We start from the raw sequence: 23,395 nt of genomic DNA on the forward strand, positions 1-23,395 counted from the left end.
AAAACGACACAAGCGTGGTCGCCCGTGCGCGAAATACCCTCGGTGGCTCAACCCTACTCTTCGGCCGGTCCGGGAGCCGGTGCCGTCATGCAGCCGCTGTCATGCAGCCGCCGTCATACGGCCGCCGTTCACGCGGCGCGCGCGGCCGGTCCGGGCACGGGGACCGCGGCGGGCTCGTCGAGAAGGAGGGCGGCCGACCCGGTCAGCGCGAACACCCGCGCCACCGCGGGCGCCGGGTGGTGCAAGCGCAGCACCCCGCCTGCCTCGGTGGTGCGCAGCGCGACGGCCAGGAAGGCGTTGATGCCGCTGCAGTCGCAGAAGCTGACGGCGGTGAGGTCGACGTCGATGGTGCGTATGCCGTCGAGCAGGCACCGTCCCAGGGTTTCGCGTATCAGCGGTGCCGAGTCGAGGTCCACCTCGCCGGTGAGCGTGATCATCGCGCGGTTCTCCGTGTCGTGGCGGTGGGCGTGGAGCGCGTGCGGCAGGGACATGATGTGCCTCGGTTCACGGGACCGCCCCGGGCTGTCCGGGTGCGGTCGTACGTCGGCAGGCGGCGGAGGGGCGAGGTGCCGTTCCGGCGGCTCGTGGGCGACGGACGTCGGGTCGGCGGGGAAGCGCGGGTTCCTCGGAAGGGTGTGGCGCCGGCGGACCGGAGGACCGGTGCGCGTCGACGGGCATCCGTACGCGGAACACGTACGGGAGGGCGTTTGCCGCCGGGGTCCAGGACGTCGTAGAAGCAGCATAGCCCGTGTGGCGCAAGCCGGCGTGGTGGCGTCCGGCGGGCGCCGGCGGCCTACGGCGGGCGTTCGCGGTGCGCGACAGGCGTCGGCGGCGCATGGCGTGCGGCGTATGGCGGGCCCGGTGTACGGCCCGTGCCGTCAGTCCAACGTCGCCAGGTGGTCGGCCGTCCCGCCGCGCCACTCGATGAGCAGGATCGTCGCGTCGTCGGTGGTGACTCCGCCGCGGGCCTGCTTGAGCGTGTGCGAGAGGTCCTGCACCATCGGCCGGACCCGGTGGTGCCGCAGGCTCACCTCGGAGATCACCGAGGTGAGCTGGTCGAGTCCGAACTCCTTCCCGCCCGAGCGGTGTTCCTCGACGAGACCGTCGGTGAAGCACAGCACGCGGTCGCCCTTGCGCAGCGTCTGCTCGCTGACCACGGGTTCCTGGCCGCCGAAGCCCACCGGGAGCGTGGTGGTGCCGTGCAACTGCCGGATGTCGTCGTGGCCGCGGATCAGCAGCGGCCACGGATGGCCGGCGTTGACCCACCGCAGCCGTCCGGTCCTGACGTCGAGCTGCATCATCTGGGCCGTGACGAACTGCTCGGGCCCGAACTGCGCGGCGATCACCTCGTCCATGTAGGCGTAGATCCCGGACAGGCCGACGCCGCTCCGGCGGGAGTGCCGGTAGGCGCCGATCGCGGCGGTGGCCATCACGGCGGCGCTCAGTCCGTGCCCCATCGCGTCGATCATGGCGACGTGCAGGACGTCCTCGTTGAGGGCGTAGTCGAAGCTGTCGCCCGCGACGTCGTAGGCGGGTTCGAGGATGCCCGCCAGCTCGACCTGGGGCACCGCCATGCGCAGCGGCGGCAGCAGGGACCACTGGATCTCGGCGGCCACGCTCATCGGGGCCCGGCGCCGGGTCAGGGTGAAGACGTCGGTGTAGCTGTCCTTGGTCACCACCATGTCGGCGACCAGGCCCGCCAGCCGGCGCAGCAGCCGGCGGTCGTCGTCGTCCACGACGTCCAGGGTCACGGCCATGACGCCCACCTGGTCGCTGCCGTCCAGCAGCGGCAGGAACATCCGTGTCCCGCCGTCCTGTTCGACCTCGATCGTCTTCGCCTCCAGGAAGGCCGTGCCCGCGTGGGACCCGGACACCGGCTGGGGCTCCTCGACGAAGAGCCGCCGGCCGCGCAGCGGCATGAGCATCAACTGCTCGTAGTCCTGGAGCAGGACCGACACGTCGCGCCCGCCGATCCGGGTGACCTCCTCCGCGACGAGCGGGGCGATCAGCTCGGGCGGCATCTCGTGCGCCCGGTCCAGCAGGAGGCCCAGCAGGCGCTCTCCGAAACCCTCGGACCGATCGACCGTCATACCGCGGGGCTGCCGCCGGTGTTCTTCCACACCCCTGCATAGCATGGGAAAAGGCGCCAACACGGCGAAGCGCACCGATTCACGGCGATACGGGCACCGGGGCCGGCCGCGCCGCCGGGCGGGCGAAGGTCAGCGCAGCGTCTCCGCGGTGCCGGTCTCGGCGTCGACGGCCACCCGCAGCGGCAACGACCTCCGGTTCCAGGCGTCGCTGGCCGGCGCGCGGAAGGTGAAGACGAGCGACGGCCGGGACCCGGTCGCGGTCTGTACGTCCTGCACGGCGGGTCCGGTGACGGTCCACCCCGCGTTCTTCGAGCCGCCCTCGGTGAAGTGCGCAACGGCTGTACGGCGTGCCTCGTCGGTTTCCATGCTCGCCATGGTCGCACCTGCGGGCCCCGGCGGACGGCCCTGTACGTTGGGTCGCGGACGGTGGCGGGCGGAGCGACGGAGGCGGAATGCGGCAGGAGCGAGTACCGCAGGGGCCGGTGCGGGGGCGCGGCCGGGACGTCAGGGTGTCCGTACGCCCGCGCGTCGCGGCCGACCTCGAAGGCTGCGCGAGGGTGCTCGCGGCGGTGCACCGGCAGGACGGCTATCCGGTGAACTGGCCCGCCGAACCCGCGGGTTGGCTGTCGCCGTCCACGCTGCTCGCCGCCTGGGTGGCCGAACTGGACGGCGCCGTCGCCGGCCACGTGGTGCTCTCCCGCAGCGGCCCGGACGACCTCGCGCCGGCGCTGTGGGCGGCGGAGGCGGGCGCGGAGGCGGGGCAGGCCGCCGTCGTCAACCGGCTCTTCGTGGCACCGGCCGCGCGTGGCCACCGGATCGGCGCGCGCCTGATGGCCGAGGCGACCCGGGCGGCCCACGACCTCGGCCTGCACCCGGTGCTCGACGTCGTGGCCACCGACACGGCCGCCGCCGCCCTCTACGAACGGCTCGGCTGGCGCCTGCTGGCCACCACCGAGCAGCGCTGGAGCCCCGAACAGACCGTGTCCGTACGGTCGTACGCGGCTCCCGCCGTGCCTCCGCCCGACTGACCGGGGCCACCCCGGCCGGAGCCGCCGCGCCGCTACTTCAGGCCGGTGGTCGCGACCCCCTGCACGATCTGCCGCTGGAAGACCAGGAAGACGGCGATCAGCGGGAGGAAGCCGAGCACGGAGGACGCCATCACCTCGGCGTACTGGATGTTGCTCGGGTTGACCAGCGATGCCAGACCGACCGGCACCGTCTGGGACTTGGTCTGGCTGAGCACCAGCAGCGGCCAGAGGAAGGCGTTCCAGGAGCTGATGAAGGTGAGGATGGCGACGGTGGCGACCGCCGGGCGGGAGATCGGCAGGCAGACCGACCGGTAGATCCGCCACCAGCTCGCCCCGTCCAGCCGGGCGGCCTCGATCAGCGGCGTCGGGATGCCCTGGAAGAAGGAGTGGAAGACGAAGACCGAGACCGGGGCGGCGACCGACGGGAGCACCAACGCCCAGTAGGTGCCCAGCAGATGGAGCGAGCGGTACTCGATGAACTGCGGCAGCACCAGCCCCTCGGTGGGCAGCATCAGCCCGGCGACCACCAGCGCCATCACCACGTTGCGCCCGGGGAACTTCAGCAGCGCCAGCGCGAAGCCGGCCATCGAGCAGAACGTCACGGTGAACAGCACCGCGAGCGCGGCGATCACCAGGCTGTTGAGGTACCAGTAGCCGAGCGGGTAGTTGTCCCACGCGTAGGAGTAGGCGTGGAAGGACCAGCCGCCCGCGAACGGCGAGGTGGGCTTGGCGGTGATCGACCCGTCCGAGCGCAGCGAGGTGATCAGCGCCCACACCAGCGGCACCAGCCAGATCAGCGCGAACAGCGTCACGCACACCGCGCACAGCCGGTTGAAGAGCTTCGCTCCGTTGGAGCGGTCCGCGATCGCCGCCGGCGCCGGGGTGCGGCGCCGCCGCACGGGGGCAAGGGTGGTCATGAGGTCCTCCGTTCGGCCCGCGGTGCCGGCCGTTCGGCGGCCCGTTCGGCGACGGTCGTACGGCGGTGGCGCAGCCCGTACCAGACCGCCGAGATCGCGACGATGATGACGAAATAGACCATGGTGGCGGCGGCGCCGTAGCCGCCGCGGTACGACGTGAACCCGGTGTCGTAGATGTACTCGATGACCGGCCGGGTGGACTGGTTCGGGCCGCCGCCCAGCAGCAGGTAGATCTGGTCGAACACCTTGAGCGAGGCCAGGATCTGCAGGATGAGCACCAGGCTGGTGGTGCGGCCGAGCAGCGGCACGGTCAGGAAGCGGATCTGCTGCCACGGGCTCGCGCCGTCGATGGCGGCGGCCTCGTACACCTCGGGCGGCACGTCCTGGATGGCCGCGGTGTAGAGGACGAAGTTGAAGCCGAAGGTCCACCACAGGGTCATCAGCACCACGGCGGTCCAGCCGCCCGAGGTGGAGCCGATGAAGTCCGGCGAGGTCAGCCCGACCGCGCTGAAGAGCTTGGGGACCAGCCCGACCTGCGGGGTGTACATCCACAGGAAGACCAGCACGACCACCGACGACGGCACGACGTAGGGCGCGAAGAACGCCAGCCGGTAGAAGACGGTGCCGCGCCTGATCCGGGAGGCGAGGACGGCGAAGGCGAGGGCGAGCACCACCAGCAGCGGCGTGGTCAGCAAGGTGAACAGCACCGAGTGCCACATCGCCGACCAGAAGAGCGAATCCTCCAGCACGGCACGGTAGTTGGCCAGGCCCACCCAGCCGCCCAGGCCGCTCTTGACGGTCGTGGTGTTGAAGAAGCTCACCACGACGCCGACCAGCAGCGGGCCGATCATGAACAGCAGGTAGATGATCAGGAAGGGGGAGCTGAGCAGCAGCCCGGCCCGCCGGTCGGAGCGCGGCGCGCGCTCCCGGTCCGTGCGCAGCGTGACGCGGCTGGTGGGCCGCTCGGCGGGCCGCTCAGAGGCGATGGTCGTCATGGTGGCGGCCTCCTATCCGATGGTGACCGGCGGTCGGGCGGTGGTGTAGCGCTTCAGGTCCGAACGCAGCCGGGAGACACCCGACTTGGGGCTGAGCCGCCCGGCGATGACCTCGATGACGGTCGATCCCACCGTGGTCTGGAAGTCCGAGCCGGCGCCGGTGTACCAGGCGACCGGGTCGTACACCGCGTTGAACGCGGCCTGCACGTAGTTGCGTTGCGGGGTCTGGTCGAGGAAGGCCGTGCTGCGCTGGGTGGACAGCCAGGCCGGCACATGGCCGCCGTGCGCCCAGATCGCGCTGTTGTCGAGCAGGCTCTTGATGAACAGCGCCGCGTGCGCGGTGCGCGCCGAGGACCGCTTGCCGCTGCGCGGGATCACCAGCGAGTGCGAGTCGGCGTAGGCGACCGGCTTGGGGCCGAGCAGCGCGGGGAAGGGCACCACGTTGAAGTGGAAGTCCTTGACCCCGCGGTAGGTGGGGATCTGCCACTCGCCGTCGAAGAGGAAGCCCGCCTTGCCGGTGGAGAACAGGGCGTTCACCCCTGAGCCGGTCAGGCTCTTGGGCATCAGGCCGCCCGCGGTCAGGCTCTGCATGAACGCGAACGTCGACCGCGCCGCGTCGTCGTCCACGTCGACCTTGGTGCCCGCGTCCGTGACGACCGGCCCGGCGATGCCGGAGTAGATCATGCTGAAGTAGCGCCAGCAGGTGGACGGGTCGGCGGTGGTCGACATCACCGCGCCGTACTGCGCGCCGGCGTCCTTCATCGCCCGGAGCGCGTCGGTGAACGCGGCCCCGTCCTTCATCGGCTTCAGGCCGTCGCCGGCCGCGTCGAGCAGCCCGGCCTTGCGCGCCAGGTCGGTGTTGTAGAAGAGCACGAACGGGTGGGTGTCCAGCGGCACCGCGTAGACGGTGCCGTCCACGGTGGCCTTCTTCCACGCGGCGGGCGTGAACTTGTCCGCGGTGATGCCGAGTTCGCCGACGCCCGCGTCCTGCACCGGTTCCAGCAGCCCGGCCGCGGCCAGCAGCGGCAGCCGGGACAGGTGCGCGATGCCGACGTCGGGCGGGGTGCCGCTCGCCGTCGCCAGCGCCAGCTTCGTGTAGTACGGGTTCCCCCACCCCAGGATGGTCGCCTCGACCGACAGCCCCGGGTGGGCCTTGCGGAACGCGTTCTCCATCAGCACCATGTTGGCGCCGTCACCACCGGTGAACAGGTTCCAGAAGATGACGTCCGCGGTGTCCGGCTGCGTGCCGGCCAGACCCGTGGCCAACGGGGAAGAGCACGCCGCGAGTCCTCCGGACAGGGCCAGCCCTCCACCGAGCGCCAGGAACCGGCGGCGCCCCAACGCTCCGCTCATGGGCGTATTCACCTCGTTAATTCGATGTGAACTCGATGCCGGAGACCTTGGCATAGGATTTGCAACGTTGCAATAGATCGGCGGCAAGTCCCTTCGAGGGCGAGGCGGGACATACCCGGAGGTCGGTGACGTACGGCAGGCCCGCGCCGCCGCGCGCCCGGTCCGGGACGGGCGCGGGAACGGTGGACCGGTGCACACCGGGCCGGCGCGGAAGCCGGGTACGGGCGCGCGCGGGGGCGGGGCGGGGGAGGGGCGGGCGCCGCCGGCGCGGGGTGCCGCTCCGGGGCCGGGGCCGCGCCGGTTCGCTTCCGGCGCGCGCTACTTCACGGTCGGCGGACGCTACTTCGCGGTCGGCGGGCGCTGCGAGGACTCGCGGACCACGAGCCGGAACGGGGTCGCCTCCGAGGCGCCCGCCCAGTGCTGGGCGCCCTCCGAGGTGTCCTCCCGGGCGCCCTCCCGGCCGCCGGGGTCCCCGCCGTCCGCCGCGTCGTCGCAGGTCACACCGGTGGTGTCGGGGCCGGAGCCGGTGCCGGTGCCGGTGCGGGTGTCGGTGCCGCCCGGCCGGCCGGCGCCTCGGGTCTGCGCGTCCAGCAGGCTGAGCGCGCGTTCGGCGATCACGTCCAGGTCGGGTGCGATCGAGGTGAGCGGGGGGTGCGTGTACGCGCACTCGGGGATGTCGTCCACGCCCACCACCGCGACCTCGTCCGGCACCCGCACCCCCGAGGCGTCGAGCGCGCGCAACGCGCCCACCGCGAGCGCGTCGTTGAAGGCGAAGATCGCGTCGGGCAGCGGCCCGCTGCCCTCCAGCAGCCGCCGGACGGTCGCGTAGCCGTGCGCCCTGGTCCAGTCCGCGACCGGCTCGACGAGCCAGTTCACCCGCCGCACGCCGGCCGCGGAGAGCGCCTGCTGGTAGCCCTCGGCGCGCTGCCGGCCGTTCTCGCTGCCGTTCAGGCCGAGCGCGACGATCCGCCGGCAGCCCTGCGCGAGCAGGTGCTCCACGGCGGTGCGGGCAGCCGCCACGTTGTCGATGCCGACCCGCGGCAGGTGGTCGCCGACATTGTGCTCACCCAGCATGACCAGCGGAAAGTCCGGTCCGGTGGGCGGGACGTCGGCGGCCGGCACGGTGAGCGCGCTGAACAGCACGCCGTCGGCGACGTTGGTCAGGCCGCCCGCCAGGATGCGCCGCTCGACCTCGCGGTCGCCCCCGGTCGACTCCACGAGCACGGTGATCCCGCGCCGGGCCGCGGCCTGGATGACGGCCTGCGCGAGCGCGGCGAAGTACGGCTCCACCACGAACGGCACGGCCAGCGCGACGAACCCGGTGCGGCCCGAACGCAGGCCGCGCGCGAGGTAGTCCATCTTGTAGCCCAGCTCGTCCAGCGAGCGCTGCACCCGGGCCCGGGTCGCCTCGCTGACGTGCGTGTATCCGCTGACCACGTTGGACACGGTCCGCACCGACACACCGGCGTGCTCGGCGACGTCGCGCATCCTCACTCTGGCCACCGGGCGTTCCCCTCTGGTCGGAACGGTCGGGTCCGCTCGGGATGCTGCCTCTTGCATCGATGCAAATTATCGCCCAAGCTGGACGCCGACCTTGATCACACGAATCTTACGACCCCAGGTCGTGACGACGCCCGTTGCCGGGCAGGCAGAAGGAGGAGCCGTGAGGGCGAGCGAGCAGGACGGGTCGTATCCGCGGCCGATGCTCTGCCGGGAGCAGTGGAGCAGTCTGGACGGCGAGTGGGACTTCGGGTACGACGACGCGGGGGTCGGCGAGCGCGAGTCCTGGTTCGCGGCCGGCGGTCCGGCCGAGGGCGATCCGGCCGAGGGCGATCCGGCCGAGGGCGGTCCGGGCGCCGGCGCCGACCCGTTCGACCGGCGGATCACCGTGCCGTTCCCGCCGGAGGCGCCGGCCTCCGGTGTCGGCGAGACCGGGCGGCACCCGGTCGTCTGGTACCGGCGCCGCGTCCCGCACGCGGTCCTCGTGCCGGACGGCCCGGCCGAAAGCGCCGCGGACCGGCGGGCGTTGATCCACTTCGGCGCCGTGGACCACCGCGCGCGGGTGTGGCTCGACGGGCGGCTGGTGGCCGAACACGTCGGCGGGCAGGCGCCGTTCACCGCCGACGTGACCGACGCGCTGCGGCCCGGCGCCGCCGAGCACGTCCTGGTGGTCCGGGCCGAGGACGACCCGGTCGAGCTCGCGCAGCCGCGCGGCAAGCAGGACTGGCAGGAGCGGCCGCACGCGGTCTGGTACGAGCGGACCACCGGCATCTGGCAGAGCGTGTGGACCGAGTCGGTGCCCGCGCGGCACATCGCCGAGCTGGCGTGGACCACCGACCCCGCGCGCGGCGTGACCGCCGAAGTGACCTTCGCCCGCCCGCCGGCCACCCCGCTCGCCGTGGACGTGGTGATCCGCCGCGGCGACCAGGTGCTCGCCGAGACCTCGGCCGTGCTCCGGGGCCGCCGGGCCCGGATCGACGTCGAGATTCCCGCGCTGCGCAACGGCATCGACCGGGAGCAGCTGGTGTGGCGCCCGGAGCACCCGGTGCTGCTGGACGCCCGGGTCACCGTGCGCGATCCGGACGAGGCCGGGACCGGGGCCGGTGCCGGGGCGGGCGCCTCGGCCGGGGCCGTCGTGGACCAGGTGGACAGCTACGTCGGGGTGCGCTCCGTCGGCGTCGGGCGCGGCGCCTTCCTCCTCAACGGCCACCCCTACTACGTGCGTTCGGTGCTCAACCAGGGCTACCGCCCGCGCACCCTGCTGGCCAACGCCGGCACCGGGGAACTGCGCCGCGAGGTCGAGCTGACCAAGGCGATGGGCTTCAACGCCACCCGGATACACCAGAAGGCCGAGGACCCGCGGTTCCTGTTCTGGGCCGACCGGCTCGGCCTGCTGGTGTGGGGCGAGACCGCCGCGACGTACGACTTCTGCGGCGAGGCCGTCGAGACGCTGACCCGGGAGTGGCTGGACCTGGTCCACCGCGACCGCAGCCACCCGAGCGTGGTCACCTGGGTCCCGATCAACGAGAGCTGGGGCATCACCGACCTGGCCCGCGATCCCGCGCAGCGCCACTTCTCGGTCGCGCTCGCCAACCTCACCCGCGCCCTCGACCCGACCCGGCCGGTCGTCTCCAACGAGGGCTGGGAGCACGCCGACAGCGACATCCTCGGCGTGCACGACTACACCGCGGACCCGGCCCGGCTGACCGCGCGCTACGGCGACGCCGCCGCCTTCGACGCGGTGCTGGCCGGCCCGGGCCCGTCCGGCCGTGTCCTCTCGCTCACCGCGGCGCAGGCCGAACGGTTCGCCGCGGGCGACGCCCCGCTGATGGTCACCGAGTTCGGCGGGCTGTCGCTGCGCGCCGACGAGGGCGACTTCGCGTACACGTACACCAGCTCCGACACCCAGTACGCGGCGCTGCTGCGGGAGATGTTCGGCGCGCTTCTGCGCAGCCCGCTCGTCGCGGGCTTCTGCTACACGCAGTTCATGGACACCGCCCAGGAGACCAACGGGCTGCTCTTCGACGACGGCACCCCGAAGCTGCCGCTGGAGTCCATCAGCGAGATCGTCACCGGGACGAAGGGGGGCGGCTCCGCGCCGGGCGACTCCGAGTGACGGCCGGCGTCGCCCCGCCCCCGGTCGTGCCGGGGCCGGGGCGACGCCATGCCCGCGACGGTCGGGTCCGCCTGGGGCGCGTCCGCGCGGGGTTCCGCGCGCGGCGGCGCCGCCGGGGTCAGGCCCGCGGGGGCAGCGTGTAGAAGGGGACTTCCTGGTACGCGGCGAGGTTCGGGTCGTCCGCGGAGACCCGGCTCGGGGCGGCCGGGCAGAGCAGCCGTACGCCCTGGGCGCGTTCCTGCCGGGCGACCCACCGGGCCTGGCTCAGCATGCCCGCGCCGACACCGCTGAGCACGAGCCCCGCGGGGATGCCGGTGGTGTACGCGATGAGCAGCCCGACGCCGATCGACACGATCACCGTGGAGGTCATCGGGCGGGTGACGCGTTCGAAGGTCTCCTCCGGCGCGGTCACCACGGACTCGTCGGGCGCCGGTACCGCCGCCTCCAGCCGGGTCCGGTACCAGGCGCGCCGCGGCCCGGCGGACCACGCGCAGGGTATGGCGAACAGCAGCGCCCCGATCACGGCCACCACCGCGCCGCTCAGCCCCTTGGTGTGCCCGAGCAGCACGGGCAGCGCCCCGGCCGCACCGGTCAGCACCGCGAGCGAGCCCAGGGCCCGGGCCGATCCGACGACGCCGACCAGGTCAGGTTTGCTGCTCACGCGCACTCTCCTCCGTCCGACTGTTCGATTCCCCGAAGGATCGTAACCGGACAGCGCCGCCGGACGCGGAGAGCCGAGCGTGCGGGGCTCGGTACCGAGGCCGCCGGGAGCGGGCGTCGGAGCCGCCGGGGACGGGCGTCGGAGCCGAGGGGGAGCGGGCGTCGGAGCTGGTGGGAGGGGCGTCAGGGTCGGCGGGAGCGGGCGAAGGCGGTCACGAAGCGGCGTTGCCACGGCGTCTCGACGGCCCGGCGGGAGTAGTGCGCGCGGACGTAGCCGACGGCTTCGTCGCCGGGGACGCCGTCGAGCGCCGCGAGGCAGGCCAGCGCGGTGCCGGTGCGCCCGAACCCGCCCCCGCAGGCGATCTCCACGCGTGCGTCCTCCGCCCGCCGCCACAGCTCGGCCAGTGCCTCGGCGAACGCCGTACGGTCCGACGGCAGCCGGAAGTCCGGCCAGCGCACCCACCGCGCCTCCCACTCCACCGGCGGCGGCCGGCGCCCGAGCAGATGGACGGCGAAGTCCGGCGGCGGCCCCTCGGGCAGCGCGTTGCGCAGCCCCCGGCCGCGCACCAGTCGCCCGGACGGCAGCCTCAGCACGCCGGTGGCCGCCGGCTCCCATGTACCGCTCATGTGCCGAGGGTAGCCGCCTCGGCCCCGGCCAAGGACGGTCTCCGAACAGTTCGGTGACCGATGTATGCTCGGCCGTATGACGACGCGTGCGGGGACCCGGCCGGCGGACGGGCGTACGCGCTGGCCGGCGCTGCTGCTGCACGAGCGGGCCCGGCCGGACGCGGTGCGCGGCCGCCCGTACGCATGGCGGCTGGCCGTCGCGACCGTCTGCTTCGGCGCGTTCATGGGGCAGCTCGACGCGAGCATCGTGACGCTCACCTACGGCGGGCTGCGGCAGCGGTTCGACGCCTCGCCGGCCGCCGTGGAGTGGGTGTCCCTGGCCTATCTGCTGGTGCTGATCGCCCTGCTGGTGCCGGCCGGACGGCTGTCGGACGCGCACGGGCGCAAGCTGCTCTACCTCTACGGGTTCGCCGTGTTCACGGCGGCCTCGGCGGTGTGCGGGCTGGCTCCCTCGCTGCTGATGCTGGTGGTGTTCCGCGGTGTGCAGGCGGTGGGTGCCGCGCTGATGCAGGCCAACAGCGTGGCGCTGGTGACCACGAGCGCGCCGCGCGAGCGGATGCGGGCCGCGCTGGGCGTGCAGGCGGCGGCCCAGGCGCTGGGCCTGGCGCTGGGGCCCACGGTCGGCGGCGTGCTGGTCTCGACGCTGGGCTGGCGCTGGGTGTTCGGGGTGAACGTCCCGATCGGCGTGCTCGCGCTGGTCGCCGGGCACTACCTGCTGCCGCGGACCAGGGAGCGGCGCGGCAGCGGCGGTTTCGACTGGCCCGGGCTCGCGCTGCTCGCCGCCGCGACGGGCGGCGGCCTGCTGGGGGTGTCGGCGGCCTCGGGCCTGCCGGTGCCGGGCTGGGCGGTCGTGGCGCTGTTCGCGGTGGCGGCAGCGGCGGGCTGGGGATTCGTGGTGCGGCAGGGCCGGGCGCGTACCCCGCTGCTCGACCTCGCGCTGGTCCGCGGCCGTACGGTCTCCCTCGGGCTGGTCGGCGCGCTCAGCGGGTATCTGGTGCTCTTCGGTCCCCTGGTGCTGGTGCCCGTCGTGCTCACCGGGTCCGGCTCGTCCGAGCTGATCACCGGGCTGGTGCTCACCGCGCTCCCGGCCGGGTTCGCGGCCGCCGCGACCGGCGGCGACCGGGTCCTGCCGCGCGGGCTGTCCGACCGCGGCCGGTGCGTGCTGGGCGCGGGCGTGCTGACCGCCGCGACGGCCGCGCTGCTGGTGGTGCCGCTGACCGCGGGCCTGCTGGCCGTGGTGCTCGCCGTCGTCGGCCTGGGTCTGGGCACCTTCACCCCGGCGAACAACGCGATGATCATGGCGGCCATCCCGCGCCGGTCCTCCGGCACCGGCGGCGGCCTGGTCAACATGGCGCGTGGGCTGGGCACCGCACTCGGCGTCGCCCTGGTCACCCTCGCGCTGCACCTCGGCGAGCGGTACGGCCCCGCGGGCGGCGCCCTCGCCGGCGGTACGGGCGCGGCGCGCTGGGCGGCGGCGGTCCTGGTGGCGGCCGCGGCGGTGGCGGCGGCCGCCGCGTGGTTCGGCCCGCGGGCGCCGGGCCGGCGCCCGGACGGAAACGGAAACGAGGCCGGGGATGCGGACGGGGCGCGCGGCGGTTCCGCTTGCGCGGGGAGGGTGCCGGGCGAGGGCGCGCCGCGGCGCTGAGGAGCGGCGGGCGGCGGTTCCGGCCGGGCGCGTGCGGGTGCGGCGCGCCGGGCGCCGTACCCGGGTGTGCCGATGGCGTGCTTCCTTCCGGGCACGGTGATCCGAACCACCGGCCCGCGCCGTAGGCTTGGGCCATGTCGTCGCAGCCGACCCCCGAACTCGCCGCGTCCGGTGACGCCTCGGACGCCCGCCGGCTCACCGAGGCCGTGACGCGGCTGCGCCGCGCCCTGCGGGCGTCGATCCGCACCGACTACCCGTGGGAGACGCTGCCGATGGCGCAGGTCGAACTCCTCCAGGTGCTGGCCGAGCGCTCGCCGGCCCGGGTCAGCGAGTTGGCCACCCGGCAGCGGCTGGCGAACAGCACGGTCAGCGGCCTGGTCGGCCAGATGATCACGTCCGGCCTGGTCACCCGGGACGTCGACCCCGGCGAGCGGCGCGCCGCCGCCGTCGCGCTCACCGACGCCGGCCGCGAGCAGCTCGCCGCGTGGACCCGGGCCCACGAGCGGCGGCTCGACAGCGCGCTCGGCGCCCTCGACGACGCGGACCGCGACGCCGTACGCGCCGCGCTCCCCGCCCTGTTCCGCCTGGTCGACCACCTCAACGACGACCCGTCCTGAAGGGCGGCGGAGCGCCGAACGCCCAGGTCAGCTCCGTAGGACGATCTGCCAGACGATGGCCAGCCGGGGCGCCTCCAGCACCACCCAGTGGAAGGCCATCCCGGGCAGCAGCTCCGCGCGCCGCCCCACCCCGTCGGGCGTGCCCGCGCCCTGGGCGGAGGCGTCCGCCAGCCGGTCCAGCGCCTCGTGGATCTCGCGCTGCCGCTCGGCGTCGTAGGTGCTCAGCTCCATCGAGACCTCGGCCGTGGTCGTCACCCTCAAGCCGCTCACGCGTCCACCTCTTCGTCCTGGTTCCGGGTTCCGCTTCGGCCGCGGCGGCCGGGCGGGCTGCTGCGGAACCGTCTGCCCTTGATCGCCCGCCGCAGCCGTACGTCTCCGCGCGTCCTCGTGCGCTCCTCGTCCCGGCGATCCCTTCCCCGATCCCACGCACCCCTCCCGCGCACACCTCTCACCCCGCTTGCCGTTCCGGCAACGAAGCTTGGCGTTACGGCAGAGGGCGACCCATGCTCGGCGGTGCACCGGAAGCGGTGCTCGCGACAGGGAGAGGAGCCGTCCGGATGGGCGAGGTGGCATCGGCGGAGGAGTACTGGGACGAGCGGTACGGCGGCACGGAACGGATCTGGAGCGGCCGGCCCAACGTGGCGCTGGTCCGCGAGGTGACCGGACTGGCGCCGGGTACGGCGCTCGACCTGGGGTGCGGGGAGGGCGGGGACGCGATCTGGCTGGCCGGGCAGGGCTGGCGGGTGGTCGGGACGGACGTCTCCCGGCGGGCGCTGGAGCGCGCGGCCGGCCACGCCGAGCGGGCCGGGGTGGCCGACCGGGTGGAGTGGCGCCGGCACGACCTGGCCGTGGACTTCCCGGCCGGCCGCTTCGACCTGGTGTCCGCGCACTTCCTGCACTCACCGGTCGAGATGCCGCGCGAGGCGATCCTCCGGTCGGCGGCGGCCGCGGTGGCCCCCGGCGGGGTGCTGCTGGTCGTCGGGCACGCGGGCTGGCCCGCGGGGGACGAACCCCCGGACCTCGACGTGCACTTCCCCACCCCGGAGGAGGTCCACGCGAGCCTGGAGCTGCCGCCCGGCGGGTGGGAACTCCTGGTCGCCACCGAGTACGAGCGCGAGTTCACCGACCCCGAGGGCCGTACCCGGATGCGCCGCGACAACACGCTGAAGCTCCGCCGCGCGGCCGCGCTCACCTCCTCCTGAGGCCGGCCGGCGATCCGCGGGAGCGCCCGTACCCGCCCCCGGCGGCCCCGCGGCGGTCAGGACGACCGGTGCGGCGACAGCCGGTACAGGGCGGCGGCCCCGCCGTCGAGGGTGAGGGAGAGGTCCGCCGGGCGGCTCGCCCGCGGATAGGTCGCGGTGGACGGGTCGAAGCGGGAGACCGCCTCCACCGTCGACGAGTTCAGGCCGATCCGTACGGTGGCCGACGAGTCCGGGTCGCGGTTGACGACGAGCAGGTGGCGGGTGCCGTCGTCGGTGGCGCCCTTGAAGACGCCGAGGATCGCCGGGTCGCCGGTGGCGCTCGTGAGGTGCGCGCCGGGCGCGAACGGCGTGGTGCCGGTCGGCGCCGGGGCGTCGTTGAGGTGCTGCACGGACTCCGAGACCAGCGGCTTGAGCTGGCGGCCGACGGGTCGCAGCCAGCCCGCGTTGAGCTTGGTGGCGGCGTCGTAGAGCGGGGTGCGCTCGCCGTCGGTGGTGATCAGGGCCTGGGTGTAGCCCTCGCCGCGGGCCGGGTCGGGGGTCCAGTAGGTGAAGTACTGGATGCCCTTGCAGCCGTACGCCAGGCTCACGTTCACCTGCCACGACATCTGCGCGGCCGTCGGCGTGACATGACCGTTGAAGCCGGCGGACTGGATGTACGTCCAGGCCGGGACGCCCGCCGCCATCGCGGCCTTGCGGACGATCGCCCAGGTCTCGAAGTAGTCCGTGTCCAGGCCCTCGGTGAGGAACGGGTAGCGGTCGAAGGAGATCAGCGCGGGCTTGACTGTGTCGAGGTAGCTCTGCACGAAGCGGGTGTAGTGCGCGCCGTTGCCGCGGTTGATGTTGGCGTACGGCAGCAGGCCGGGGGTGGCCGTGCGGACGATGCCGGTCAGCGCGCCGACGGTGGGGAAGCGGTCGGTGCCGGGCTCGTCGTAGAGGCTGAGTCCGGCGAACGACGGGTGGCGCGCGTAGCTGCCGGTGGCCGACCGTATCCACTCGGTGGCGTCGGCGGTGGTGATCGAGGTCGGCACGCTGCGGTCGTCCGTGACGGTCATGTGCTGCGCGACCACGCTCACCCGCGGGTCCCCGGCGACCAGCACCTTCAGGCCCACCTGGTCGGCCATGCCCAGCGCCTGGTTCGCGCTGGCCTCGTCGAGCTGGTAGTTGCCGGTGATCAGGAAGGTGAAGCCCGCGTCGGTGATCTCCCGGTAGCGGGCGAGGGTGGTCTGGTACGGGTGCGGCGGCCAGTACAGGCCGATCGGGAAGTCCGGTCCGCCGGTGAGCGGCAGGTCGGCGGCGGGCGCGGGCGCCGCGCTGTCCGACGTGTTGGTCGCCGCGACCACCCGTCCCACCGTGGCGGCGCCGGCGGCGAGCACCCCGGCCCCCATGCCGGCCGCCTGAAGCAGCGCCCGGCGGTTCAGGCCGCGCGACGCACCGGGCCCCGAGGGCGCCGGAATTCTCCGTTCCGACACGGTCGCTCCCTCCGGGGCCCTCGTCGGGGGCCCGTTTCGTACCTTCTGGCCTCCAGGCAAAGTACGACACTAGGGGCACGTCTCCCTATAGCCGGTCGAAACTCCCCGCCTCCCCGCGGTGAAGACCGGGTGCCGCCCGGGGCGCGCAAATCCCGGGCCCCGCCTGCCGATCCGGCCCCCGATCGCCGCCGGGCGCCCGGGGCCCACGTGAGCGATCCCACACCACCGCGGGCCCGCCCCGCGGCGGCGGCTCCGGCGGGGCGCCGCGTGGGCGCAGAGTGAGGGGTCGGGCGCTGTCGGTGAAGGGGGTCCGGTGGTTCAGGGGAATGATGCCCAGGGCGTCAGTCGTCGATGCCCGAGCGCTCGACACCCGCCACGATGTGCCGCTGGAGCAGCAGGAAGACCAGCAGCAGCGGCAGGATCGACACCGCCGACGCGGCGAACAGCTCGTGGATGTTGACCACTTGGGCGGTGGTCAGGGTGGACAGCGCGACCTGGACGGTCCACGTCGACTGGTCCTGCCCGATCACCAGCGGCCACAGGAAGGAGTTCCAGGCGCCGATGAAGACGATCGTGGCGACCGCCGCGAAGACCGGCCGCGAGTTGGGCACCACGATCCGCCAGTACGTCCGCCAGTAGCCCAGCCCGTCCACCTTCGCGGCGTCCTCCAACTCGCCGGGGAAGCCGAGGAAGTACTGCCGGAAGACGAAGCAGGCGAACGCGGAGAAGAGCGTCGGGATGATCAGGCCGCGCAGCGTGGAGATCCAGCCGAGCGAGGAGACCAGCACGAAGCTCGGCAGGAAGGTGACGGCCGCCGGCACCATCATGGTGCCGAGGATCGCGTAGAAGACCTGGTCGGCGTACCGGTAGGGGATACGGGCCAGGCCGTAGCCGGCCAGCGACGCCAGCAGCACCGTGCCGAGGGTGGTGGTGACCGCGATCAGCGCCGAGGTGAGCAGCGCGTGGGCCATCGGCAGCGCCGGATCGTCGAACACCTCGGTGACGTTGGACCAGTGCAGGTGGGCCGGGAAGAAGGTCCACTCCGGCGAGGTGATGTCCTGCTCGGTGGACAGCCCGTTGCGCACCAGCAGGTAGAAGGGGATCAGGAAGAGCAGCGCGAGCACCACCAGCAGCACCACGCGTATCGCGCGCCCGAGGGCGAGCAGGGCCTTGTCCACGTCAGTCCTCCCTCCTGCCCAGCCCGAACCAGCGCGCCTGGCCGACGGTGACCACCGCGATGATCAGCGCGAGGATCACCGCGCCCGCGCTGCCCTCGCCGAGGTTCTGCCCCTGCCCGAGCGCGAGGTAGTAGAGGTAGACCAGCGGCGGCCGGGCGTAGGGCGGGTAGCCGCGGGAGTCGCTGAGCAGGTTGTAGAACTCGTCGAACGCCTGGAACGCGTTGATGACCAGCAGCAGCGCCACCGCCACGGAGGTGGCCCGCAGTTGCGGGAAGGTGATGTGCCGGAAGACCTGCCAGCCGGGCCGCGCGCCGTCCACGGCGGCCGCCTCGTACAGCGGCGCCGGGATGCGTTGCAGGCCGGCCAGGAAGAGCACCATGTAGAAGCCGGCCTGCAGCCACAGCCGCACGGTCACGATCACCAGCCAGTACCACGGCGGGTGGGTGGTGGACAGCCACGCGACCTGGTCGGCGCCGAACCAGCCGAGCACGGTGTTGGCCAGGCCGAACCGCACCCCGTTGAAGATCGACATCTTCCAGATCAGCGCGGCCACCACGTAGGAGCAGGCGGTCGGCAGGAAGAACACCGAGCGGAAGAACGCCCGGGCGTACCGCAGCCGGTTGACCATCAGCGCCAGGCCCAGCGACAGCGCGAAGGTGGCGGGCACGATCAGCAGCGCGAACAGCCCGAACGTGCCCAGGCTGTCGGTGAACGCCCGGTCGCGGAGCATCGACGCGTAGTTGTCCAGGCCCACGAAGTGGTGCGGGGAGACCGTGTTGTGCGCGTCGAAGAAGCTCAGGTACACGCTCCACAGCAGCGGAACGTAGGTGAACAGCGCCAGCCCGGCGGCGAACGGTCCGACGAACGCCCAGAACCACAGCGTGCGGTGCCTCACGGCTTCTTCCGCACCCGCTGGAGCTCCGCGGCGGTCGTGCGGACCACCGCCTTCAGCTCCGAGCCGGGGTCCGCGCCGTCCTTGATGATGCGGCTCAGCGCGTCCTGGTACGAGGTCTGGCTGGCCGGCGTCCACAACAGCGGCTGGGCGTAGCCGTGGTCCGTGGTGTACGACACGGCGTCGGCCGCCGCGCCCTGGCGCAGCTTGGCCGCCTTCCTCGCCAGCGAGATCCGGGCCGGGATGTGGAAGCCGTAGGAGAGCGCGAAGTCCTCCTGGTAGTCGGTGCGGTCGACCCACAGCCACTTCACGTACGCCTTGGCATCGGCCTGGTGCTTGCCGCGCGCGTTGACGGCCGAGCCGTACGCGCCGACCGGCACCGTGGGCTTGCCGGCCGCGCCGTCCGCGGGGAACGGCAGCACCCCGAAGTCGTCACCGAGCGCCTTCTGGACCGCGGGCAGCGCCCACAGCCCGGACCACTGCATCGCGGTGAGCCCCTGGACGAAGGCCGACGGGTCGGACCAGTCGGCCGGCGCGCCCAGCAGCAGCGACTTGTCGGCGTACAGGTGGTGGAACTTGCCGAGGGTGCGGGCGGCGGCCGGGTCGTCGAAGCCGACCTGGCCGCCCGCGGTGACCAGGCTCAACCCGGCGGCGTACAGCGGGGTGCCGCCCAGCACCCCGGCGCCGCCGTCGTTGCCGAGGAACAGGCCCTTGACCTTCTTCGTGGTCAAGGCGCCGGCCGCGTCGATCAGTTCGTCCAGGCTGGTCGGCGGCTGGACGTGCGCGTCGGCGAGCAGGCTCTTGCGGTAGTAGAGCATCTGCATGTCGATGACCTGGGGGACGCCCCAGATCTTCCCGTCGTACGTCTTCGGCGCCAGCACCGCCGGGTTGAAGTCGGCCTTCACCGCGGCCACCAGGTCGGTGAGGTCGGCCACCTGGCCGCCCTGGATCTGGTCCAGCGTCGGGCTGCCCTCGAAGACGTCCGGGCCCGAGGAGGTCAGCAGCGCCGCGGCGGTCTGCTGGTCGTAGTCGCCGGGCCGCCACTGCACCTTCACCTTCGCCGGGCGGTACGCGGCGGCGTACCGGCGGACGGCCTGCTCGGTGCCCGCCTCGCCGTACTGGTGGTACCACTGCTGGAGGGTGACCTCGCCCCCCTTGCCGCCCCCGCCGTCGCCCCGCCCGGTGTCGGACCCGCACGCCGCGGTCAGCGCGCCGGTGAAGGCGAGGCCGCCACCGGCACCGAGCAGTCGTCTGCGGCTGAACGTCATCTCGCGTCTCCCGTCGTCGCCCTGTCCGGCCGACGATCTTCACGCCGACTCAAGGAACAACCATGCAGGCGGATTACGACAGGGATGTTGCGTGAACATGGCGGCATCCCCGGCACCCGTCCGCGGCGCGCGGGCGGTGGCGGCGACGGCCCTGGCGCCGGGCGCGGGCCTAGGTTGTGAGCATGACGACCCCCGGCGCCGGAGCGCGCCCCGTCCGGCCCTGGTACGCCCTGGCCGCCGTGGTGTTCGCGGTGGGCATGGCGGGGACCACCCTGCCGACGCCGCTGTACGGGCTCTACCGTCAGCAACTCGGGTTCTCCGAGTTCATGGTGACCGTGGTCTTCGCCGTCTACGCCTGCGGGGTGATCACCGCGCTGCTGATCGCCGGCGACTTCTCCGACCTGCTGGGCCGCCGTCCGGTGCTGCTGGCCGGGCTCGGCTTCTCCGCGCTGAGCGCGGTGTGCTTCGTGTCCGAGGGCGGGCTGCCGCTGCTGTTCGTCGGGCGGCTGCTGTCGGGCTTCTCGGCCGGCCTGTTCAGCGGCGCCGGCACCGCCGCGGTCACCGAACTGGCCGCGCCCGCCCAGCGCGGGCGGGCCGCGCTCGCCGCGACGGCCGCCAACATGGGCGGGCTGGGCTGCGGGCCGATGCTCGCCGGGGTGCTGGCGCAGTACGCGCCCTACCCGCTGCGGCTGCCGTACCTGGTCCACCTGGGCCTGCTCGCCGTCAGCTGCGCGATCGTCTGGCGGCTGCCGGAGACGGTGCGCCGCCGCGATCCACGGCCCCGGCTGCGCCCGCAGGGCATGGCGGTGCCGGCCCAGGTGCGGGGTGTCTTCGCGCCCGCCGCGCTCGCCGCGTTCGCCGGGTTCTCCGTGCTGGGCCTGTTCACCGCGGTCGCCCCGTCGTTCGTCGCCGAGTACCTGGGCGTGCACAACCTCGCGGTCTCCGGGGCGGTGGTGCTGTCGGTCTTCCTCGCCTCGATGGTCGGGCAGTCACTGATGGGCCGGTTCGGCGCCGCACGCTCCCTGCCGCTCGGCTGCCTGGTGCTGATGGCGGGTCTGGTGCTGATCGGCTGCTCGCTGCTGGCGGAGTCGCTGGGCCTGCTCGTCGCGGGCGCGGTGGTCAGCGGTGTCGGCCAGGGCCTGGCGTTCCGCGGCGCGGTGGCCACGGTGAGCCGGGTCGCGCCCGCGGAGCAGCGCGGCGCGACGATCTCGGCGCTGTTCGTCGCCGCCTACGTCGGGATCGCGCTGCCGGTGGTGGGCATCGGCGCGGTGGCGGTGGGGGTGGGACTGCGCAGCGCCGGCCTGATCTTCGTGGCGTGCGTGATCGCGATGTCGGGCACCGTGGCGGCGTATCTGCTGCGCAGGCCGCTGCCGTCGCAGTGACGGTGCGCGGCCGGTGGGCCGAAGGGTGCGTGGCCGGTGGGTGCTGTGGCCGGTGGGCCGGACGGTGCGCGGACGGCGGTGGTCCCGGGCGGCGGCTGGCGCGCGGACGGGCCCGGCCCCCGGGCGGGGGACGGGCCCGTCGGCTTGCGCGCGGCCGTCAGTTGGAGTGCTTCGGGCCGAAGAACTCGATCTCGGCGATGGCCACTTGCTTCTTCTTGTCGATGCCGTAGGAGGAGCGCACGGTGAACCGGACCGAGGTCACCTTCGTGGCGCGGAAGGAGACCGTCTGGCCGCCGCTGCCCTGGTCGAGGGTGATGTGGCGGACGATGGTGCGGCCGTCGGCGGTGGTGACGGTGACGTCGAGCTGGTGCGGCTCCGCGGACTTCTGCAGGTCGGCCGGCTGGGTCGACTCACCCGGGGTGATGACGAGGTCCAGCAGGTGCACCGGCTGGATGAACTTCGCCTCCAGCCACTCCCCGGCCCCGGACTCCGAGATGCCCGGCCCCCACCAGGTGTTGTTGTACTCGTCGAACGCCAGCTTCGGCCCGTGGCCCGGGTAGGAGTGCGACGCCGACATGGAGTCGGGGACGACCGAGGCCCGCTTGGCGAAGTGGTCCTGCGTCGCCCGCACCCCGTCGTCGATGTGCATCGCGCCCACCACCACCAGCGCGGCGGCGCCCGCGCCGACCAGCCAGGTCACCACCCGGCCCAGGTTGCGGCCCAGCCGCGGCCGGTCCCCGGCCCACGGGGTCTCCCGCCGGCGGAAGAAGTCCAGCAGCCGCCGCCACCACGGCCGGCGGACCAGGTCGTCCTGCGGCCGCCCCGACATCGGCATCGCGCAGCGCCGGCAGAAGTGCCGTTCCACGCGGTTGCCGGTCTGGCACCAGGGGCAGCCCGCCGGGCCGTCGTCGTCGGGCAGTTCGCCGGGCGTACGGACCAGGGGCCGCGCCGCGACCGGACGGCCGGGCATGACCGCGCCCACCGACGGGGCCGCCGCCGGCCGCTGCTGCGGGTCGGCGACCGGGATGAGCAGGGCGCGGGCCCGCTCCTCGGCGGAGGGCGACTGCGGCGGTTGCTGGGGCTGCGGCGGTTGCTGCGCATGCGGCGGTTGCTGTGCCTGCGGGTACTGCGGGTACTGCGAGTCGGTGGCGGGCGGTTGCGCCTGCGGGTACTGCGGGTCGGTGGCGGGCGGCTGCTCCAGGGTGTCTTCCATGGGGTCCGTACGGGCACCCGGGCCACCTGGACCTGGACCTGGGCCCGGGCCCGGGACGCCCGCACCCGCACCCGCGTCCGGGGCCGGCCCGGCGGCCGCGGCCTGCCACTCGGCGACCGGGGGCTGCCCCTGCCGTGGCACCTCGCCCCACGACTCCTGGCCGCCACCCGTCCCGCCGATCGGCGCCGCGGACTTGGCGCCCGGGTCCTCGATCACGTCCTGTCCCGCGCCGCCGCCGAAGCCGCGGCCGCCGGTCCCCTCGCCCGCGCGCGGGGGCGTCGGCCCCGCGCCCTCGGCTCCTGGACGGCCCGCGCCCGCGCCCGAACCCGCGCCGGACCCCGGCGGGGCGTACGGAGAGCCGCCGCCGGAGGACGGCGGCGGGAAGCCGCCGGCGCCCGCCGCACCCGCGCCCTCGCTCGCCGCCGGCGGCAGCGGTCCCGCGCCCGCTCCCGCCGCGGCGGGAGCCGGCGCGGGACCGGCCGCCGCGCTCAGCGGCGCCTCGGACGGGCGCCGCGCGGAGCTTGCGGCCGGCGGCTCCGCCCAGCCGAGCACTGCCCCGCACCCGTCGCAGAACGACTGGTCGGGACCCGCTTGCGTGCCGCACTCCGCGCAGGTCCGCGCCCGCGGCCGGGGCGGCTCGGCGTCATAGCTTCGTCCGGTCACCTTCGGAGGTCCTTTCAACCGCGGTCACCTGGACCGTGTAGGGCATGTGAGCGGGGCGGGCCGCCGCGACGAGGCGGTCCAGCCGCACCTGGTCGGAGGGGTGCGGGTCGGGCAGCCGTATGGAGATGTGCAGGTGCGGGCGGCGCTCGCCGGGCACCGGGCCGAGGGGCCTGGCGTTCCAGGCCACGGCGCCGCTCTCGCTGATCTCGGGCTCCACGCCGAAGGCGAGCCGTACCACCTCGGCCAGGCCGCGCCGGGTGCCGCGGATGCGGTGCAGGTGCGCGGCGGCGGCGACGGCCCGGCGCAGCGCGGCGATGTCCTCGACGCCATCGGTCTCCGCGCCCACCCAGTCGCCCAGCCAGCGGGTGAAGTCCGCGGGCGCCAGCGACGGCGCGAAGTACGAGTCCAGGCAGTCCAGCACGTTGTGGATCGGGGCGAGCACCTCGTCGAGCCCGGCGACGAAGCGCTGCGCGAGGTCGTCCTCGGCGAAGACGGCGGGCAGCATCGCCCCCAGCGGCGAGGACGAGCCGAGCCCGTCGATCGAGCCGCGCCCGCCGGGCGCCACCTGCCCCAGGTCCGC

The 23,395-nt window shown here is 74.0% G+C and carries 22 protein-coding genes; 6 read left to right on the forward strand and 16 right to left on the reverse strand.

Annotated features, from left to right (window positions below):
- Positions 1-128: 128 nt before the first annotated feature.
- The 3 genes from ACIPAE_RS02290 to ACIPAE_RS02300 form a co-directional block, all read right to left on the reverse strand.
- A complete protein-coding gene (locus ACIPAE_RS02290) occupies positions 129-491 on the reverse strand; it encodes an STAS domain-containing protein (protein WP_329366687.1) in 363 nt (120 codons plus the stop codon).
- 387 nt (positions 492-878) lie between these two features.
- Positions 879-2,090, reverse strand: coding sequence for a PP2C family protein-serine/threonine phosphatase (locus tag ACIPAE_RS02295; protein ID WP_366411880.1), 1,212 nt, complete (start codon positions 2,088-2,090; stop codon positions 879-881).
- A gap of 129 nt (positions 2,091-2,219) precedes the next feature.
- Complete coding sequence (locus ACIPAE_RS02300) at positions 2,220-2,465, reverse strand: hypothetical protein (RefSeq protein ID WP_329366683.1); 246 nt, start codon at positions 2,463-2,465, stop codon at positions 2,220-2,222.
- Positions 2,466-2,542: 77 nt separating this feature from the next.
- Here ACIPAE_RS02300 and ACIPAE_RS02305 point away from each other — a divergent pair, with 77 nt between their 5' ends.
- Complete coding sequence (locus tag ACIPAE_RS02305) at positions 2,543-3,118, forward strand: GNAT family N-acetyltransferase (RefSeq protein WP_402442348.1); 576 nt, start codon at positions 2,543-2,545, stop codon at positions 3,116-3,118.
- A 32-nt stretch (positions 3,119-3,150) separates the two neighbouring features.
- On the opposite strand, the gene ACIPAE_RS02310 is transcribed toward ACIPAE_RS02305, so the two are convergent.
- From ACIPAE_RS02310 to ACIPAE_RS02325, 4 genes are all read right to left on the reverse strand, one after another.
- Complete coding sequence (locus ACIPAE_RS02310) at positions 3,151-4,035, reverse strand: carbohydrate ABC transporter permease (RefSeq protein ID WP_329366679.1); 885 nt, start codon at positions 4,033-4,035, stop codon at positions 3,151-3,153.
- Positions 4,032-5,030 (reverse strand): sugar ABC transporter permease, encoded by a 999-nt coding sequence (locus ACIPAE_RS02315; protein ID WP_328467018.1) that lies wholly within the window; start codon positions 5,028-5,030, stop codon positions 4,032-4,034. The genes ACIPAE_RS02310 and ACIPAE_RS02315 overlap by 4 nt, the downstream gene beginning before the upstream one ends.
- 12 nt (positions 5,031-5,042) lie before the next feature.
- Entirely contained in the window at positions 5,043-6,383 is a 1,341-nt protein-coding gene (locus ACIPAE_RS02320) for an extracellular solute-binding protein (protein ID WP_402442351.1), read from the reverse strand.
- Between the two features lie 339 nt (positions 6,384-6,722).
- On the reverse strand, positions 6,723-7,886 hold the full coding sequence (locus ACIPAE_RS02325) for a LacI family DNA-binding transcriptional regulator (protein WP_402442352.1): 1,164 nt from the start codon (positions 7,884-7,886) through the stop codon (positions 6,723-6,725).
- Between the two features lie 160 nt (positions 7,887-8,046).
- Here ACIPAE_RS02325 and ACIPAE_RS02330 point away from each other — a divergent pair, with 160 nt between their 5' ends.
- A complete protein-coding gene (locus ACIPAE_RS02330; RefSeq protein ID WP_402442354.1) occupies positions 8,047-9,999 on the forward strand; it encodes a glycoside hydrolase family 2 protein in 1,953 nt (650 codons plus the stop codon).
- Positions 10,000-10,117: 118 nt separating this feature from the next.
- Here the strand turns inward: ACIPAE_RS02330 and ACIPAE_RS02335 are convergent, their stop codons facing one another.
- Together ACIPAE_RS02335 and ACIPAE_RS02340 are read right to left on the reverse strand one after the other, a co-directional pair.
- Entirely contained in the window at positions 10,118-10,660 is a 543-nt protein-coding gene (locus ACIPAE_RS02335) for a hypothetical protein (protein ID WP_328467026.1), read from the reverse strand.
- A 182-nt stretch (positions 10,661-10,842) separates the two neighbouring features.
- A complete protein-coding gene (locus ACIPAE_RS02340; RefSeq protein WP_329366670.1) occupies positions 10,843-11,286 on the reverse strand; it encodes a protein-tyrosine phosphatase family protein in 444 nt (147 codons plus the stop codon).
- A 76-nt stretch (positions 11,287-11,362) separates the two neighbouring features.
- Between ACIPAE_RS02340 and ACIPAE_RS02345 the strand changes: the two genes are divergently transcribed.
- Complete coding sequence (locus ACIPAE_RS02345) at positions 11,363-12,931, forward strand: MFS transporter (protein WP_402442355.1); 1,569 nt, start codon at positions 11,363-11,365, stop codon at positions 12,929-12,931.
- Positions 12,932-13,065: 134 nt separating this feature from the next.
- A complete protein-coding gene (locus ACIPAE_RS02350) occupies positions 13,066-13,548 on the forward strand; it encodes a MarR family transcriptional regulator (protein WP_329366667.1) in 483 nt (160 codons plus the stop codon).
- A gap of 27 nt (positions 13,549-13,575) precedes the next feature.
- Here ACIPAE_RS02350 and ACIPAE_RS02355 read toward each other — a convergent pair whose 3' ends face one another.
- A complete protein-coding gene (locus tag ACIPAE_RS02355) occupies positions 13,576-13,818 on the reverse strand; it encodes a hypothetical protein (protein WP_328467034.1) in 243 nt (80 codons plus the stop codon).
- A gap of 287 nt (positions 13,819-14,105) precedes the next feature.
- Here ACIPAE_RS02355 and ACIPAE_RS02360 point away from each other — a divergent pair, with 287 nt between their 5' ends.
- Complete coding sequence (locus ACIPAE_RS02360) at positions 14,106-14,750, forward strand: class I SAM-dependent methyltransferase (RefSeq protein ID WP_402442357.1); 645 nt, start codon at positions 14,106-14,108, stop codon at positions 14,748-14,750.
- 56 nt (positions 14,751-14,806) lie between these two features.
- On the opposite strand, the gene ACIPAE_RS02365 is transcribed toward ACIPAE_RS02360, so the two are convergent.
- The 4 genes from ACIPAE_RS02365 to ACIPAE_RS02380 form a co-directional block, all read right to left on the reverse strand.
- The gene (locus tag ACIPAE_RS02365; RefSeq protein ID WP_402442358.1) at positions 14,807-16,219 is read right to left on the reverse strand and encodes a hypothetical protein; all 1,413 of its coding nucleotides are present in this window, start codon (positions 16,217-16,219) and stop codon (positions 14,807-14,809) included.
- 341 nt (positions 16,220-16,560) lie between these two features.
- Entirely contained in the window at positions 16,561-17,397 is an 837-nt protein-coding gene (locus ACIPAE_RS02370; protein ID WP_366411889.1) for a carbohydrate ABC transporter permease, read from the reverse strand.
- Between the two features lies 1 nt (position 17,398).
- A complete protein-coding gene (locus ACIPAE_RS02375) occupies positions 17,399-18,292 on the reverse strand; it encodes a sugar ABC transporter permease (protein WP_329366659.1) in 894 nt (297 codons plus the stop codon).
- Positions 18,289-19,557 (reverse strand): extracellular solute-binding protein, encoded by a 1,269-nt coding sequence (locus tag ACIPAE_RS02380; protein WP_402442360.1) that lies wholly within the window; start codon positions 19,555-19,557, stop codon positions 18,289-18,291. Before ACIPAE_RS02380 ends, ACIPAE_RS02375 begins: the two co-directional genes overlap by 4 nt.
- A 182-nt stretch (positions 19,558-19,739) precedes the next feature.
- On the opposite strand from ACIPAE_RS02380, the gene ACIPAE_RS02385 reads away from it, so the two are divergent.
- The gene (locus ACIPAE_RS02385; RefSeq protein WP_329366655.1) at positions 19,740-20,939 is read left to right on the forward strand and encodes an MFS transporter; all 1,200 of its coding nucleotides are present in this window, start codon (positions 19,740-19,742) and stop codon (positions 20,937-20,939) included.
- 157 nt (positions 20,940-21,096) lie between these two features.
- Here the strand turns inward: ACIPAE_RS02385 and ACIPAE_RS02390 are convergent, their stop codons facing one another.
- Both ACIPAE_RS02390 and ACIPAE_RS02395 read right to left on the reverse strand, forming a co-directional pair.
- On the reverse strand, positions 21,097-22,815 hold the full coding sequence (locus ACIPAE_RS02390) for an NADase-type glycan-binding domain-containing protein (RefSeq protein WP_402442363.1): 1,719 nt from the start codon (positions 22,813-22,815) through the stop codon (positions 21,097-21,099).
- The gene (locus ACIPAE_RS02395; RefSeq protein WP_329374100.1) at positions 22,796-23,320 is read right to left on the reverse strand and encodes a phage tail protein; all 525 of its coding nucleotides are present in this window, start codon (positions 23,318-23,320) and stop codon (positions 22,796-22,798) included. The genes ACIPAE_RS02390 and ACIPAE_RS02395 overlap by 20 nt, the downstream gene beginning before the upstream one ends.
- Positions 23,321-23,395: the final 75 nt, after the last annotated feature.

Origin of the sequence: Streptomyces sp. NPDC087270 (genome assembly GCF_044744625.1) — a bacterium.
Classification (GTDB): Bacteria; Actinomycetota; Actinomycetes; order Streptomycetales; family Streptomycetaceae; genus Actinacidiphila.

Excerpts from the sequence above, each read along its gene's own strand:
- ACIPAE_RS02290 (WP_329366687.1), bottom strand. The coding sequence starts at position 491 with ATGTCCCTGCCGCACGCGCTCCACGCCCACCGCCACGACACGGAGAAC.
- ACIPAE_RS02295 (WP_366411880.1), bottom strand. The coding sequence starts at position 2,090 with ATGACGGTCGATCGGTCCGAGGGTTTCGGAGAGCGCCTGCTGGGCCTC.
- ACIPAE_RS02300 (WP_329366683.1), bottom strand. The coding sequence starts at position 2,465 with ATGGCGAGCATGGAAACCGACGAGGCACGCCGTACAGCCGTTGCGCAC.
- ACIPAE_RS02305 (WP_402442348.1), top strand. The coding sequence starts at position 2,543 with ATGCGGCAGGAGCGAGTACCGCAGGGGCCGGTGCGGGGGCGCGGCCGG.
- ACIPAE_RS02310 (WP_329366679.1), bottom strand. The coding sequence starts at position 4,035 with ATGACCACCCTTGCCCCCGTGCGGCGGCGCCGCACCCCGGCGCCGGCG.
- ACIPAE_RS02315 (WP_328467018.1), bottom strand. The coding sequence starts at position 5,030 with ATGACGACCATCGCCTCTGAGCGGCCCGCCGAGCGGCCCACCAGCCGC.
- ACIPAE_RS02320 (WP_402442351.1), bottom strand. The coding sequence starts at position 6,383 with ATGAGCGGAGCGTTGGGGCGCCGCCGGTTCCTGGCGCTCGGTGGAGGG.
- ACIPAE_RS02340 (WP_329366670.1), bottom strand. The coding sequence starts at position 11,286 with ATGAGCGGTACATGGGAGCCGGCGGCCACCGGCGTGCTGAGGCTGCCG.
- ACIPAE_RS02345 (WP_402442355.1), top strand. The coding sequence starts at position 11,363 with ATGACGACGCGTGCGGGGACCCGGCCGGCGGACGGGCGTACGCGCTGG.
- ACIPAE_RS02350 (WP_329366667.1), top strand. The coding sequence starts at position 13,066 with ATGTCGTCGCAGCCGACCCCCGAACTCGCCGCGTCCGGTGACGCCTCG.
- ACIPAE_RS02360 (WP_402442357.1), top strand. The coding sequence starts at position 14,106 with ATGGGCGAGGTGGCATCGGCGGAGGAGTACTGGGACGAGCGGTACGGC.
- ACIPAE_RS02380 (WP_402442360.1), bottom strand. The coding sequence starts at position 19,557 with ATGACGTTCAGCCGCAGACGACTGCTCGGTGCCGGTGGCGGCCTCGCC.
- ACIPAE_RS02385 (WP_329366655.1), top strand. The coding sequence starts at position 19,740 with ATGACGACCCCCGGCGCCGGAGCGCGCCCCGTCCGGCCCTGGTACGCC.
- ACIPAE_RS02395 (WP_329374100.1), bottom strand. The coding sequence starts at position 23,320 with ATGCTGCCCGCCGTCTTCGCCGAGGACGACCTCGCGCAGCGCTTCGTC.